Genomic DNA, 16,481 nt, shown 5'->3' on the forward strand with positions numbered 1-16,481 from the left:
CGACAGGCATATCCATTTTTCGATTCACATTAAATATTATGTAGAGGTTTATATGAAAATTGCTTTAGTTACCGGCGCGAGCCGGGGTATTGGTCGCAGTGCGGCCTTGCAACTTGCTGCACGCGATGTTGCAGTTGTGGTTACTTATGTGCGCGGTAAAGATCAGGCTGATTCATTAGTCGCACAAATTGAGGCAACTGGTGGTAGTGCGGCAGCGTTGCAGTTGGATGTTAGTAAGGTAAAAAGCTTTGATTTATTCGCGCAGAATTTTAAATCAATTTTACAGCGGAAATGGCAGCGAGAGACATTTGACTATCTCGTTAATAATGCAGGTATAGGTGGCTTTAGTTTGATTGCCGATGTTACCGAAACCTATTTTGACCAAATGGTGAATGTGCATTTCAAAGGGCCATTCTTCCTTACACAAATCTTGTTGCCGTTACTTGCCGATAACAGCAAAATCATTAATACAACCAGTGCAACTACACGGGTAGCTTATGCTGGCACTTCCCCTTATGCCGCCTGTAAAGGTGCGATGGATATTATTACTCGCTGCCTTGCTAAAGAATTCGGCGCGCGGGGAATTCAGGTCAACAGTATTTCTCCCGGTGCTATCCGTACTGAATTGGCAGATAGTGCGTTGGATAAAAATCCGGAGTTTGCGCAAGCTATCGCGAATGAAACTGCATTTGGTCGGGTAGGTGAGGCGGATGATGTAGGTAAGGTGATTGCATCTTTATTATCGGATGACAATAACTGGATCAACGCGCAACGAATCGAAGTCGCTGGTGGTTTTTATATCTAATTGCTTAGCTTTATTAATTTGTAAAAGGGGATGATCAGATGACCGCAGACGGTGCTGTTGAGCTAACCAGTTTTATGTTGGTTAAAAATAAGACGCTTGCTGATTTTATTGCTGCTACCCAGGATATCCAGTTGTGGCTTAGCAAGCGCGCCGGGTTTAGACGGCGCCACACATTTCAGGATGATTCGGGAAGGATTTACGATTTGGTATTTTGGGATAAAGAAGTACAGGGTATTAAATCAATGGAAAAACTAATGGCAGAGTTTTCTGATGCATCTGTTCAATCAATGATAAATCAGCGTACGGTGAACTGGTGTGTTACCCCGGTGTTTTCGTGATAGATGCTGAGAATTTAGAAACTATAACAAGGCACTACCAGACAAGTTTATAGTTGACGCGATCAACCATATCGGTTTTTCGAGTATGGTTGATCGCAAGCAGGATCAGTTAATTAAAATTGTAATTTAGCCTTACCAGAAGTGTTCGGCCGGGTTCTTGGATGACTCTTAGTGTGGTGTAACCTTCAACAAAAATTTGCTCGTCAGTGACGTTGTTGAATAGCACATCAATTTGCGTTTGATCATTGAGAGAATAATAGGCTCCAAGATCCAAGCGTGTGTAGCCTGGCAATTTAAATGAGTTTTCGTTATCGCCATAGCGATCTTCAACATATTCGACGGTACCACCAAGCCCCAGCCCTGCAAGGGTTCCTGAAGAAAAATCGAAGCGTGATTGAATGGAGAAGGTATTTTTGGGAATGTTCCGTAATAGATTGCCTTCTAATCCATCAAAATTGCGCATGATTTCAGTATCGGTATAACCATACGCAGAATTTAGTAGCCAGCCCGATGTAATGTAACCTCCAATTGATGCTTCAAAACCTTGGGATTTAACCTCTCCCAAGGTTGCATTAAAACCGGGATTTTCAGGGTCGGAGGTGACGAGATTATCTTTGGTAATAGTGAACACCGCTGCATTTAATTGCAGCCCTGAATCGCCGAGGTCATAGCGCGTACCAATTTCGTATTGTTCACTTTCTTCAGCCGGGAATGGCTTTCCTCCTGATGAGGTGCCAAATTGCGGAACAAAAGATTCGCTGCGATTTCCGTATAGGGAAAATCCTTCAGTCACTTCATAAAGAAATCCCAGCTGTGTTGTCCAATTGGTTTCATTGAGTGTATCTACTGATGCATCATTGCTAATGCTGATGAATTCAGCTACCTGTTCGGCATCGGTGTAACGAAATCCGGCTAACAAATTAAATTTTTCTGTTATTTCGATTCTATCCTGAATAAAAAATTCAATGGCTTTGAAGTCTTGATAGGATTGCGGCAATGCAGGATCAATCGCTGGAGCAAGGCCGTAGATTGGGTCGTACATATCAATGGGTGTACTGAAAATAAATCGTGCGGGTCTCGCTGAATCAAAATCCCGATAATTTATGCCTGCAACAAATTTATGCAAAATGCTACCGGTGGAAATATTTCCGGTTAAATCAATGAGAAAAGTATTGTCGTTTTCGTAAGTGTCTTTACCGACAAAATAAGCGCGCTCAACCACACGGTAATCATCACTTAGTCCTGCAACAAAAACTTCTTTAAAATCGGCTTCGTTACGTGTTTTGGTATAGCTTGCACGGACGAGCAAGTCACTACTAATTTCATGGGTCAGGCGCACATTGATATCGGCAGAATCTCTGCGGGTAAAACCTATATCTTCTTCATCAGGGTTAAATGATTCAGGATATTTTCCATTTGGATTTGGTAGAAAAGCGCCTTCAGCTGGTCTGCCATTTTGAAATGATCCCCAGTGATTTTTTGAGTAGGTGCCTTCAATAACCAGTTCGGTTTTTTCGCCAAGATCGAAGGTGAGATTGGGTGCGATGAATTTTTTTTCCAAATCCCAGAAGTCCATAAAGGAATTACTGTCCTGATAAGCGACGTTAATTCTTCCGCGCACTGATTCCGAGAAAGGGCCGGTGATATCGGCGGTGTAACGCTGGCTGTCATAGCTGCCAAAATCGGCGCCGATTTTTGCGTTGAATGTATCAAGCGGTTGTTTGGTAACAATATTAATAACGGCACCTGGTTCCATCTGCCCGTAGAGTACGGCAGAGGGGCCTTTTAATACTTCAACGCGTTCTACGTTGGCGATATCGCGCGCGTGACTTACGCGATTAAATCCTAATCCGTTAATGGTTTGGCTAGTGCCGAAGCCGCGAATTAAATAAGTGTCGCCAAACGAATTGAGCGTGGAGCCATTGCGCATTGCGGTGGGAATAAAGCGGATGACATCGCCAACAGTTTCAACAGGTGATATTGAGATCAACTCTTCATTTATGACGGCGACGCTTTGCGGAATATCTTTTACTTCGTCGCCGGGCATACGTCCATACACACTAATTTCTTCAATCTCTGTGTTTTTATTTAGCGGTTCAGCAACCAGACAGGGCGATAAACAAGCCGTAACACCGGCTATCAAGATCGTGTTAACAGATTTCATGGCAGTCCTTGGATTTCGTCGATGGAGATGAATCGATGGGAAGGGATAAAAGTGAGTGGCATCTTATCTGGAGTTGTTTTTGATAATCAATATCATTTGTACGGATATGTTGAGCTCTTCTTATGTCGTGAACGCGAGCCTCGACCGATTTACCAGCCAAGCTCGCCGCACTAGATTGCTTAGGGTTTGATGCTGCGGTTTAAAAACTCCAACATGACCGTTGCGATTTCCTTACCGTGGGTTTCCAGCGCAAAGTGGCCAGTATCGAGGAAGCTTACCTGCGCGTTTGGATTATCACGCTTAAATGCTTCAGCACCGGCGGGGATGAAGAATGGATCATTCTTTCCCCAAATCGCCAATGTCGGCGGTTGGTATTGGCGGAAAAATTTATGCAGCTGCGCGTATTGTTTGATGTTTTGGCCGTAGTCGAGCAACAAATCCATCTGCACCTCAACACCAATACGTTCGATGGCGGCATAAGCCAATTGGTAGCTTTCCGGTGCAATCAGCGAAGTATCTTTAACACCTTCAACGTATTGCCACTGAATCATGTCTGAAGTATTGAACTTACGCAGTGATTCGCGATTCTCCGCACTAGGTTCGGCCCATGCCTTGCGCATATCTGCCCAGCCTGCACTTAGGCCTTCCTCATAAGCATTACCATTTTGGCTTACGACTGCGGTGATTTTTTGCGGGTTTTTCACTGCCAAGCGCCAGCCGACTGGAGCGCCGTAATCAAATACATAGATGGCATAGCGATCCAATTTCTTGGCTACTGTGAAAGCCTCAATTACCGAGGCCAGGTTATCGAAGGTGTAGCTGAATTTGGTCTTTGGAAGCACAGTGGTTTGGCCGAAGCCGGGTAAGTCCGGTGCGATCACATGATATTTCTGCGCCAGCTGGGGGATCAGCTCGCGGAACATATGCGAAGAAGCTCCAAACCCATGTAATAACAGGACAGTCGGGGCTCGCGGTGAGCCAGCTTCGCGGTAAAAGACATTAACTCCCTTAACTTCTAGCGTTTGGTAATGAACTTGTGTTGGCTCCGCAGCATTAACAGTTAGGGCGGTAGCCAGCGCTGCGGCTGCAAATAAGGTGGATTTGATACTCATGATTGCTCCTGTAATTAGCTCTGGTATGAAGATGATGTAACCTCTATACTTTGCGTTAAGTGGTTACTTATTTTTAGCTTGGCTCAAATTAAGTAACCTGTCAAATTGTTTTTTAGGGGTTATTTTATGGGTGGTGATCAAGTACAAGCTTTGGCTAGCCTCGGTGAGGCTCCGATGGTGGGCGATCATCTGGCGCTGGATATGCTGAATACCGAAGCCCTTAGCGATGGCAACCCGGTTGATTTTTGGAATAGCAATCAGGATGTGCTTACATGGCTCAAGCGATTTGCTACTGATCCTTCACCCAAGACAGCTCCAGCGGATTTGTTGGCGCAAGGCAAGGCATTACGAGCACTGGCGCGCCAGTTAATCATTCAGCACAAGGATGGGGACGATGGTGATATTGGCGAATTGAACGAGTATCTACACAGTTACTTGAGTGCCCCTCATTTTGAAACAAGATGCTGAAGGCAATTGGAATTTGGTTCGTACTGCAAACGGCGAAACCGCAAAAGCGTTGCTCGGACCCGTTGCAGAAGCCGTTGCACAATTATTGGTAGAGGGGAATTTCGAGCTCGTAAAACAATGCGAACATCCCGATTGCATTCTGTGGTTTTACGACCGCACAAAAGCGCATAAACGCCGTTGGTGCAGCATGGCGTTGTGTGGCAACCGCTATAAAGCAGCGCAGTTCAGGAAGAGAAGTAGTGGGGAATCAGTTTAGGTGCACTCGAAACAAACCGAATGTTTTTATTCAGAGTAAAGCGAACTTAAAAACAGCAACATAACGGATTTTGTGAGAGCATTCCGACAAACTTTAATTGCCATAATTCACCCCGCGAGGACAAGGCATGTTAACCCAGTTATCCATCGTCGATCCGCGATGGCTCCGAAGGCTGACGTCATTACTTGGGCTTTGTACGCTTATTGCTGGCGCAATTTCGTTTAGCGGTTGGGTATTTGATTGCCAGCGTCTCACTGATTGGCTCAATGACGGGCTTTCGATTCAACCAAACACCACAGTGTTAATTATGGTTGCCGGTGCGGCAGTTTTACTTTTGCAATATGGGTGCAAAAGGTGCGCATTGGTATTGGGTGGATTTGTTGCGCTTGGTGGGGGATTAAATTTATTACAGTACGCATTTGATATCGATTTAGGTTTTAATCATTTGCTTCTTTTTGGGCGCGAGTGGGGTTACGGCGGCACTATGGCGCCTGGACGTTTTGGTCCGCCAGCGTCTATCTCATTTGTTTTTATTGGTATCGCGCTTATGTTGTTGGGTGCGCGTGATAATTCCTCCCGCCGTTTAGTTCCTGTGCTTGCCCTTATTGTTGTGCTACTCACAATGTTCTCGCTTCTGGGATATTTATTTGGTGCACACGATTTTTATGCGATTCCTTGGCTCTCTGCAATTGCATTGCCGAGCGCAACAATGTTGCTGGCGTTAGCGGTAAGTTTGATTATGAGTGTACCGCAACATCATCCAATGCTGTTGTTATGTGAACGCTCCAGCGCCGGCAGTATGGCGCGCACTGTCTTGCCAATTTTGATCGTGATGATTCCATTGTTTATCTGGCTACGCACCAAAGGCCACGAGCTTGGATTATTTGATATAGGTACGAGTCGCGCACTGGGCGCTGCGATGTTAATACTCGGTGTTGTTGCGCTCATGTGGAATGCGTTGCTTGCATTGCGTCGGCGTGAACAGCGTGAGCGGGAAGCTGATCGCCGCAAAGATGAATTTCTTGCAACACTTGCGCATGAGTTGCGCAATCCGCTGGCACCAATTAGTAACGCCACATCAATGTTAAAACTTGCGCACGGTGATCGCGAGATATCAGTGCGTGCAACGAATATGATTGAGCGACAGCTCACGCATATGGTGCGGTTAATTGATGATCTGCTTGATTTAAGCCGCATTAGTCGCGGCAAATTAGAATTGCGTCGCGAACGCATTGAGCTGGCCGCTGTTATTTATCAGGCGATAGAAACTTGTAGCCCGATGGCGGAATCCGCCAATCAGAAAATCATTGTGACTATACCGCCACAGCCAATTTATCTGGATGCTGATTCAGTTCGGCTATCGCAGGTGGTGAGTAATTTGCTTAACAACGCGTGCAAGTTTGCAGGGCAGGGTGGAGTGATAAACCTGAGCGTTGTTACGGCGGGAGCCGATGTGGTGATTGCGGTGAAAGATAACGGTATTGGAATTCCTTCCGCGATGCTTGGTTCCATCTTTGAGATGTTTGCGCAAGTTGATCAATCGCTGGAGCGATCACAAAGTGGTTTGGGCATCGGCCTAACCTTGGCAAAGCGATTGGTTGAGTTGCACGATGGCTCTATCGAAGCGCGTAGTGAAGGGTTGGGGAAGGGCAGTGAGTTGGTCGTTCGCCTACCGATCACTGCAGATCAGGCGCCGCCGTTAGAAGCAGTGAAGCGTGCAGGTCAACAAAGCATCAGTCATCGGATTCTTATTGTTGATGACAATCTTGATGGTGCAGAGAGCTTGGCTGAAGTGTTTAGGCTCAGCGGAAATGAAACCTTCGTCGCTCACGATGGTGAGGCTGCCGTCGATGCGGCAGAAACCTATCGCCCCGATGTGATACTGCTGGACATAGGTATGCCCAAGTTAAATGGCTTTGATGCTTGCCGTCGCATCCGCGCAAAATCTTGGGCAGAAAAAACGCTCATCATCGCTACCACGGGTTGGGGGCAAGATGAAGATCGTCGTAAATCTGCTGAGGCCGGGTTTGATAGTCACTTTGTAAAGCCGGTTGATTTAGCGGAACTCATGACACTGTTGGCATCATTATCACCGGCGGGTGGCGCTAAATGATAGCTCTGCAATCTTCGTCTTGCAGGGCATTCTCATGGTCTTCCGCATCTGTGTTATACATCCGAAAAACTGTATTAAAACAGTCTGATAGCTAATTTTACGTTAGATTATTTTTTCTTTTATTTGATAAATAATTTTCCGCACAAGGTTCTATTTGTTCCTTCTTCTCCCTTGGTTTTTGAAAGAGAACCATTTCAAGTTTTCTGATTCTTGATTAGAGAATCCACATCTGCACTCCTCTTATCCTTTGTAAAGCCCTTTCTGAAAATCTTATTAGGAATCAAGAGTGTGCCTCATTTTTGTGCCCTAAAAATGCCAAAAGCACTAAAAAACACCTTACTCAAACGTTTGAAATAGTTGTTGACGCTAAAAAAACCGTAGAGTAGCATCCATCGCATGCAGAATTTTGAAGATGTATCTGCATGACAGCGACTGCCTTTTTGTTGTTTAAAAGTTTCCTCTAAATAAACATGGGTGCGAATAAATGAAAAAAAATGTCATTAGTCATATCGGTCTTATTTTATCGCTTTTATCTTTTCCCACTGCTTTTGCGCAGAACACTGTGACGGTTAATTCTGACCAAACTGTGTCTATCAACGGTTCAAAAGTTTTTCCAATCAGCGTGTATATGCAGTCAGATTGGGCTGGGGTAAAGGCGCTTGGTGTGAATACGGTTTCACGTCCGTTTTGTGTTAACGCAAGTAATTTCGCTAGTGCGCAGAGCAATGGTCTTTATCTTCATTACACGGCTGGTCCCGGTTGCGATTACGAAAATGCTGCTGCCATAAAAAGTCGGAATGCAAGTCCTTTCACTGCAAGTGTTAACCAGGTTAAAGGCGCGAATTATCTGTTCGGATACGGGCTGCCCGATGAACCTAAGTCGGCGACAGGGTTGAGTGCTGCAGATACCAAGTGGGCTTACGATGTTATTAAGGCGGCAGATCCAACCCGCCCGGTGTTCCTCACTGAATATGCGAGTGATATCAGTGTATATAAGAATTCTGCCGACATATTTTTGAACGATCAGTACCCGTTCAATAACAATTTGAGTCCGATGTATGACATCAAGACGAAAGTTGTAAACATGCGTAATCAGGTGGCACCCAAGCCGGTATGGTTGATTATTCAAACGGGTAGTCAGTTTGGTATGCCTACCAATGCCCAGATCCGCGCGGAAACCTATTTGTCGATCGCATTGGGTGCAACCGGTATGGTTTTCTACTCCTATGACGTAGTAGATGCTGGTGGTGAGTACCATATTAAGAAGGATGGTGATATTCCGTTCATGAAGAATCTCATCACCGAGTTGAAAAACTTCTCTCCGGTGTTTCTTGGGGCGAAGAATAACAACCTTTCGTATAGCTCAAGTCACATTGATGCGATTTTGAAAAACTACAACGGAAAATCCTATCTGATCGCAGTGAACAAAGCCGCTACTGCGCAAAGTATTACGTTCACACTGAATGGATTTGGAAATGCAACGGCAAAAATTGGTGGGCTTTCCAGTGCGGGTAGTACAAGAACGGGGCAAATCCTGAGTGTATCCTCTTCGGGTGCGCTAGCTGACATTCTGCAACCGCTTGAGGCTGTTATTTACGAGATCAGCGCGCAGCCTTCGCAACAAAATGGAATGACATCTCCGACGGCAAATGGCACTTACAATCTGGCATCAGGTGTTCCTGTTACATTCAACGTGGATTCCAGTGTTGCGCGCATTTTATTGTATTCATCTGAAGCGTGGACCAATGTGGCAAGTTTGACCCCACCGTTCAATTACACCTGGTTTCCATCTGCTACCGGCAGCCAAGTGCTCAAGTATGAGTTTTACGACAGCAACTGGAATTTTATTGCGGGAAGTTCAGGGTCAAGAAACCTCACAGTAAACGGTTCAGTGAATACTTACTTCATTAGCCCGGTGACTAATAATCCGGTTGTGTCCGGTGAAATTCATGTGGGAGTTTTTGCCAGTGATCCAACTGTGGGAACGCAAAATGGATCTGGTATTCAAAGCATTCTGTTTGAGTTATACAAAGGTTCTACGCTCGTTTCATCGCGTCTGGAAAGTCAGTCAACTTACGACTGGTACCTTAATACAACTGCTTTTGCCAATGGTTTATACACATTGAAGGCAACCGTTAAAAGCACTGCGGCTGCTGGAAATGATACCAATATAATTTCTACACCTATCACCATTACCAACTAATCCGGTTTGCTCATCGTTTAACGTTGTAACCAACCTCTTGCACATGGATGTGCGCTTTTTCTAAAACTTTTTCTCACTCACTTATTGCTACTGAAAGGTATTAGCAAATGGCTTCGCATTTTCAAAAAAAACTGATTGCAATCGCAGTATGCAGTGCTTCTGCATGGGCGGTATCCGGTACTGCGGTTGCACAGGAAAAAACCTTGCAACCGGAAGAGAAAGCACCTGAAGAACTTGTTGTTACTGGCATTCGTGCCAGTGTTGCAAGTGCGCAGGAAATCAAACGCGAGTCTGATACGGTAAAAGATGTTATTACCGCTGAGGATATGGGGGCCTTGCCCGATAAAAGTGTCACTGAAGTTTTACAGCGTGTGCCTGGCGTCACCATCGAGCGTTTTGAATCTTCCACTGACCCTAATCATTTTTCATCGGAAGGTTCAGGTGTTGTTGTGCGTGGCTTAAAACGCGTACGCAGCGAAATCAACGGCAGAGAAGGGTTCAGCTCTAACTCTACCGGCGGCGGTTTGAGTTACGCCGATATCCCCGGCGAGTTATTGGGTCGTGTTGAAGTAGTAAAAAATACCACCGCTGATCTTATTGCGGGCGGAGTTGCTGGTACTGTTAATTTGGTAACTCGTAAACCACTGGACTCAAAAAAGATGGTCATTTTCGGCCAGATCGAAGGAACCTACGGCGATTATCGCGAAGAGTTAACGCCGGTAGCGACCCTTGCGTTCAGTAATGTGTGGAATACCGGCATAGGTGATATTGGTTTTCTTATTGGCGGTACACAATCGGAATACAAAGATCGTGGCGATGGTATAGGTGTTGCCAATTATTATGAGCGTAGCAGCACGGCTATGGAAACTGAGTGGTTTGGTGAAACCGGAACTGCCATTCCCGGAAGAGAAAATGAAACTCTTTTTACACCAGCGGGTATTGCCATTCGTACGTCTGATGCTGATCGCGAACGCTCTGGTTTAGTAACATCCGCGCAGTGGCGCAATCCGGATGAAACATGGGAAGTGACTCTGGAACATATTTTTTCTGATTCTTCCCGCGTGTGGGATGAGCGGGTTGTTAGTTATGGTGAAGAAGGTTATTTGATTAACCCAAAAAATATCGGCTTGGTGCAGGGCGAGTTCGATAGCGAAGGTTTTCTGCAGGCTGGTGAAATAAATACTAACTGGCTCAATAACGCCTCGCGTCATGCTGATTCCGGAACAGAAATTAATGATTCCAGTTTGCACATCAAAGTTTCCCCTTCAGATAGTTTGGAGTTGGATTTTGACTATCAGCATGTGAACTCCACCAATTATGTGAAGGATTTTACTTACACTGCAGCCATGAACCCAACCATGGCATCCTGGTATAAAAATGATGGTGTTACTAATCGTCCTGCAAAACCAATAAACAATACCGGCGTTCAGTTTGATTTGCGTGGCGATACTCCAAAAGGTATTAACTTTACTGGAGATCCATCTAATCCCGTCTTTAACGAACAAAGTTTTATGCGCTCCAAGATGGATCATACGGAAGATAACGAAGCCAGTCTGGATGCGTTTGCATTTGATTTGAAATATCAGCTTGAAGATGGTTGGGTGTCATCTGCGCAAGCGGGAGCCTATTGGTCCAAGAAGGAACAAGAGTCGCACAATTCTGCCTATAACTGGGGAGAGGTGGGTGGTCCATGGTCCAATAGGTTTGCAACCAGTTATCTAAATCGCCCTGAGCTTTTTGAAAAAGTTACCTTTAAAGCAAATACATTTTTTGGCGGCGGCCACTTGAATGGCGATCAGAGTTTCCTGTTTCCACGTTATGAGGATGTACGTAATTTCAACGAGTTTGGTGAATCAATTGAAAGTATTTCTGCCAAACAACCTAACTTGAATCAACGTCCGGGAGCAGTTAACGGCTATCTTCCATCCGAGCTAACTGAAACCAGTGAAGATCGATTGGAAGCTTATGTTCGTGCAAATTACGAATTCCTGGATTTGGATCATCCAGTCAAAGGCAATATTGGTTTGCGTTACATTGAGTGGCAAGTTGAATCTGAGGGCGGTGTATTATTTCCAAAGAATTTTGCCTGGGATGAGCAAGGTACTGCGGAAATGATTAAGCAGCATTATCCTGAGGCATTTGCATTTGCAAATGGTGCGCAAGGAGTGAGAACAACGGTCAAAGGTGATAAGTACAGTAAGGTATTGCCAAGCTTTAACCTGAGTGTATCGGTGCATGACGATTTAATCGTGCGCTTTGCAGCATCGAAAAATGTGTTTTTCCCAACCTTCTCCAATTTCCAAAATTATAAAAAATTGGCAAGTAGTAGAGTCTATGATTTTAATGCTCAGCCCGGTGAGCTATCGGTGACGTCCATTAACTTTTCAGGCCAAACAGGAAATCCTCACATCAAACCAGAAGAAGCGGCGGGAGCGGATGTAAGTTTGGAATGGTACATCTCTGATACTAGTTCTTTAAACTTCAGTTTATTCCGCAAAGACTTGAAAAATATTATTCGTAAACGTTTGTATACAGAAAATACGCTCAACCCTGTTCCCTATAACGGCGGCGACAATGTTCAATCGGTAGATTTCCAAACTGATACCAATGAGGGCAGTGGCACTATTAGCGGTTATGAAATCTCCTATACACAATTTTATGACTCTTTACCTGGATATTGGGGTGGCTTGGGATTATCTGCTAACTACACCTTTATTGCGCAAACAGATCTGAATGACGAGAAGGCATTTGGTGAGGGTAGTACAGGAGAGGGTGGTAGAAATAGTTTCCGTGCATTCAAAAACCTGGATCTTCCCGGCTACTCAACTGATGTTGTCAATTTTGCTTTGCTATACGACAAAGACAAAATAGCTGGCAGGTTGGCCTATAACTGGCGCTCGGATTATTTACTGACTGCACGTGATTCCGGTTTCTATGCCCCGGTCTTTGCCAAAGCAACTGGCCAGCTGGATGGTTCCATTCGTTATCGAGTAACTGATAACTTCAAAATTGGCCTGGAGGCATCCAACCTGCTCGATGAGGTCATCAAGACCGAGTTGATGTATGACCAGGATGGAAAGATGACACCAGGCAACTACTTTAAAACGGATCGGCGTTTCAGTATTAGCGCTTCTTACTCGTTTTAATTATCGTAAAAGCGGCTGATGTTTAAGTTGATAGCCATCATCTGATGGCTATCAACGGTTTTATTTTAGGTAGGTAATACAAAAAGAGGTTATCAGATGAGAGCATTGTTTGTTTCGTGTTGGCTCATAATGTTTGGGTTTTGGCAAAGTGCGATTGTATCAGCAGCAGGTCTTGCTCAGCACGATTTGGATCGTGTAGGTAATGAGCTTGTTGTTAGCTATGAGATTGTCAGTAATATAAATGATGCAGCTATTTGCCAAAAAATTATTGGAGATAATGCGTGCTATAGCGGTGAAATATCACTCATTTTTCCTGCGTCGCTCCCTAATAATGATTGGCTTATTTACTTTGGATCGCGTCGAACTATATTCCAGGATTCGAGCAACGATTTTGATATTAAACACGTAAGTGGCGATGTTCATACCATTTCTTTTGTGGGGGATAAAATAGTCGCGGGTAAAGCCTATGTTATTCCATTTACAGGAAAAGGTTATATCAATGCAGAGCTACAAGTGTTGCCAAACTATTTTATCGCTCCCACTTCGCAATCCTTATCAGCAAGGATAATTAAATCAACCGAACCAAAAATTGACCCAGAAACCAAGCTTGCTTCGCTCCCTTTTGTTAAACCATTTAAAACAATCAATCAGGTCAACAGATCCTCGGTTGATTATTCTCCTCTCGCTACGCCAGAATTTTTATATAAATATCATGAACGTATTAATGCATTTACTAAAAGTGCAATAATTGATGAGAATCGTACTGTTCCCAAGGTAAGCCATGCTAGCTTTACTAGTAAGCGTGTTGTGGTGGTTTCTGCTTTGTCTGTGAGTGAGAAAGACTTGGAAAACAGTGAACTTTCGGTAGCATTTTCTATGCTGGAAAAAAAAGGTGTGGTTCTTTCTACTGCCGATAAAAGTAAAGCTATCAAGCTCTCTTTGAAATTGGATAAAAAGGCGGATATTAACGCAGAGGCCTATGCAATAAATATTGGCTTAAAAAGCATAGATATCAGTGCAAAAACCAATGCAGGTTTATTCTATGGTTTATATACGCTGTCACAATTAATTGACGATAATCTTGGTTTATCTGTAGGCAAGGTGAGCGATGTTCCTCGTTATAGTTTTCGTGGGGTACAGCTGGATGTGTCGCGCAACTTCCATAGCAAAGCATTTATGCTGAAATTATTAGACCAGATGGCGTTACTTAAACTGAATAAATTTCATCTGCATTTGGCGGATGATGAAGGTTGGCGTTTGGAGATTCCGGGTTTGCCAGAGTTAACCAACGTTGGTGCATACCGTTGTTATGATCCCTCTGAACAAAAGTGTTTGTCTCCCCAATTGGCCAGTGGACCCTCAATCGATACCGATGTTAACGGTTATCTTTCGGTGGATGATTATATTGACGTTATCCAATATGCAGCCGCGCGGCATATTGATGTAATTCCGGCGTTAGATATGCCTGGGCATTCGCGTGCAGCAGTGAAAGCAATGGAGGCCCGTTATAAATTTTATATGGCGGAAAAATTGCCTGAAAAGGCAAATGAATACCTGCTGACGGAGCAGGAAGATAAAAGTATTTATCGGTCCATTCAGCACTACACTGACAACACACTCAATCCATGTATTCCCTCAACATACCGTTTTGTCGATAAGGTGTTATCGGAAATCATTGATATGCACCAGCGTGCAGGTGTTCCGCTAAAACGTTATCACATAGGCGCAGATGAAACAGCGGGTGCATGGCGTGATTCACCAGCTTGTAATCGGTTAGTAAAAGACAATAAAAATATTCACGATATGAAGGAGCTTACTGGCCATTTTATTGAGCAAATTGCGCAGAAGGTTAGTGCGAAAGGAATTGTCCCAGCGGTTTGGGGAGATGGGCTGGATCATGCAAACAAAGATAATCTACCGGATAACATGCAGGTAAATGTATGGGGGTTATTGCCGGACCAAATTCATAATCAGACGCATAACTTTGTTAATTTGGGTTTCGATACAATTCTGTCCGTGCCCGACGTTTTATATTTCGACTTTCCCTATCAAGCTGACCCTAATGAACAAGGCAACCCTTGGGGATCGCGCAGCGTAGATACGTTTAAAGTGTTTCAGTTTATGCCGGACAATCTGCCAGCCCATGCAGAAATATGGCCCGATTTAATGGGTAATCAATATTCCACTAAAGAGAAGGTCACCCTCAATAAAGGGCATTACATAACCGGTATACAAGCGCAATTGTGGACGGAAACTACACGTACTTCTGATGTCGCAGGCTATATGTATTTTCCACGGTTAATTGCATTTGCAGAGCGCGCCTGGCACAAGCCGGAGTGGGAGGTTCCTTATATTTCAGGGCGAGCTTACTCGCCAACCAGTCAGCAATTCAGTGAGAAGATGAAGCAACAGCAGCTACAAGATTGGGCGCAGTTCAGCCATACCTTGGTGAATAAAGTTTTACCTAATTTAGTACGCGACGACATGTTTTTCCGATTGCCAGTCCCAGGGGCGAAAATAGAAGGTAATACACTCTATGCCAATAGCATGTATGAAGATTTGTATATTGAATATCGTTTGCTAACAGGTAAAAAAATTGGCGAGTGGAAGGTATATAAAAACCCTGTGCAGTTGAAAGAGTATAACCAAATAGAACTGCGGTCGCGCCTTGAGGGGTTATCCCGCACAGGTCGAGTTGTTACCATTGACAGAGGTGAACATAAAAATGCAGCGTCAAATTAGTTTGGATATTTTCCGTGGCCTGACATTGGCCGCTATGTTGTTAGTTAATAACCCCGGTTCATGGTCGGCTGTATATCCGCCATTACTTCATGCTGAATGGCATGGCTTAACTCCGACGGATCTGATATTTCCATTTTTTATGTTTATTGTCGGAGCTGCATTATTTCACTCCATGAAAAATGTACCGGCAGGTACTATCCCGTGGGCGAAAATTGCCAAACGAACAGTATTGTTATTTGCCATAGGCGTTGCATTAAATGAGTTTCCCTTTACCGATCCATTGTCGGAATGGCGAGTGCTGGGTGTACTACAACGTATTGCGTTGTGTTATGGCATTGCAGCGGTTTTAATTTGTGTACTGAATAGGAGCCATTTGCTGCTGCTAAGTGCGGTAATACTTATCGGTTATTGGCTAATACTGTTGTTGGTTGAAAATCCGTATTCACTCGAAGGAAATTTGGTCCAGCAATGGGATCTTGCGCTACTGGGCGCTAGCCATTTATACCAGGGTTATGGTGTGCCTTTTGAACCGGAGGGAATATTAAGTACCTTACCAGGCGTGGTATCGATATTGGCTGGTTACTTTACAAGTGAAATGCTTGCAGAAAAACCCACACCAGAAGCGAAGATTAAGAGCTTATTAATGTGGGGAGTAGGTGCTTTTATTGTTGCCTTATTATGGCAAATAGTATTCCCCATTAATAAACCATTATGGAGCAGTACCTATGTATTAATAACAACTGCATTTGCCTGGTTCTTTTTGGCAATCATTGTTTATCTCTGTGATGTCAAGAAAGTATCAAAGGGTATGCACTGGATGGTGGTTTACGGTTCAAATCCATTATTTATTTATGCGCTATCCAGGATATTTTCCAAAACCTTATCGCTTATCACATGGACAAATGATGCGGGACAAACGGTGAGTTTACAGAAAGCGATTTACACTGCATTTAATCAGTTTCTATCACCCATTAATGCGTCTTTATTGTACGCACTAATGATTGTGGCAATATTCTATGTGATATCGGCTTGGCTTTATAAGCGCAAGATATTTATCAAGTTGTAGATATTTTCAGCCTATAAAAAAGAGCCATATAAAATGGCTCTTTTTTATTTGTTACAGACGGGTGGCTT

General features: G+C 44.1%; 11 protein-coding genes. 9 read left to right on the forward strand and 2 right to left on the reverse strand.

Features of this window, described 5'->3' with window-relative positions:
- The first annotated feature begins 52 nt into the window (after positions 1–52).
- The gene (locus AAGC78_RS07235; protein WP_435783389.1) at positions 53–805 is read left to right on the forward strand and encodes an SDR family NAD(P)-dependent oxidoreductase; all 753 of its coding nucleotides are present in this window, start codon (positions 53–55) and stop codon (positions 803–805) included.
- A 38-nt stretch (positions 806–843) separates the two neighbouring features.
- Positions 844–1,143 (forward strand): hypothetical protein, encoded by a 300-nt coding sequence (locus AAGC78_RS07240; protein WP_435783390.1) that lies wholly within the window; start codon positions 844–846, stop codon positions 1,141–1,143.
- A gap of 109 nt (positions 1,144–1,252) precedes the next feature.
- Here AAGC78_RS07240 and AAGC78_RS07245 read toward each other — a convergent pair whose 3' ends face one another.
- Positions 1,253–3,307, reverse strand: a complete 2,055-nt coding sequence (locus AAGC78_RS07245; RefSeq protein ID WP_435783391.1) for a TonB-dependent siderophore receptor — start codon at positions 3,305–3,307, stop codon at positions 1,253–1,255.
- 179 nt (positions 3,308–3,486) lie between these two features.
- Positions 3,487–4,419, reverse strand: coding sequence for an alpha/beta fold hydrolase (locus AAGC78_RS07250; RefSeq protein WP_435783392.1), 933 nt, complete (start codon positions 4,417–4,419; stop codon positions 3,487–3,489).
- 126 nt (positions 4,420–4,545) lie between these two features.
- Between AAGC78_RS07250 and AAGC78_RS07255 the strand changes: the two genes are divergently transcribed.
- The 7 genes from AAGC78_RS07255 (at position 4,546) to AAGC78_RS07285 (ending at position 16,413) form a co-directional block, all read left to right on the forward strand.
- Positions 4,546–4,887: an ABATE domain-containing protein gene (locus AAGC78_RS07255; protein WP_435783393.1), complete on the forward strand. Its 342-nt coding sequence runs from the start codon at positions 4,546–4,548 to the stop codon at positions 4,885–4,887.
- Positions 4,871–5,143: a CGNR zinc finger domain-containing protein gene (locus AAGC78_RS07260; protein ID WP_435783394.1), complete on the forward strand. Its 273-nt coding sequence runs from the start codon at positions 4,871–4,873 to the stop codon at positions 5,141–5,143. The genes AAGC78_RS07255 and AAGC78_RS07260 overlap by 17 nt, the downstream gene beginning before the upstream one ends.
- A gap of 127 nt (positions 5,144–5,270) precedes the next feature.
- Positions 5,271–7,256: a hybrid sensor histidine kinase/response regulator gene (locus AAGC78_RS07265; protein WP_435783395.1), complete on the forward strand. Its 1,986-nt coding sequence runs from the start codon at positions 5,271–5,273 to the stop codon at positions 7,254–7,256.
- 484 nt (positions 7,257–7,740) lie between these two features.
- Positions 7,741–9,459, forward strand: a complete 1,719-nt coding sequence (locus tag AAGC78_RS07270; protein ID WP_435783396.1) for a hypothetical protein — start codon at positions 7,741–7,743, stop codon at positions 9,457–9,459.
- A gap of 107 nt (positions 9,460–9,566) precedes the next feature.
- Complete coding sequence (locus tag AAGC78_RS07275) at positions 9,567–12,605, forward strand: TonB-dependent receptor (RefSeq protein WP_435783397.1); 3,039 nt, start codon at positions 9,567–9,569, stop codon at positions 12,603–12,605.
- Positions 12,606–12,701: 96 nt separating this feature from the next.
- Positions 12,702–15,347 carry a family 20 glycosylhydrolase gene (locus AAGC78_RS07280; protein WP_435783398.1) on the forward strand — a complete coding sequence of 882 codons (2,646 nt, stop codon included), beginning with the start codon at positions 12,702–12,704 and terminating at the stop codon, positions 15,345–15,347.
- A complete protein-coding gene (locus tag AAGC78_RS07285) occupies positions 15,331–16,413 on the forward strand; it encodes an acyltransferase family protein (protein WP_435783399.1) in 1,083 nt (360 codons plus the stop codon). The genes AAGC78_RS07280 and AAGC78_RS07285 overlap by 17 nt, the downstream gene beginning before the upstream one ends.
- The last annotated feature ends 68 nt before the right edge of the window (positions 16,414–16,481 follow it).

It is taken from the genome of Cellvibrio sp. (assembly GCF_039207905.1).
GTDB lineage: Bacteria > Pseudomonadota > Gammaproteobacteria > Pseudomonadales > Cellvibrionaceae > Cellvibrio.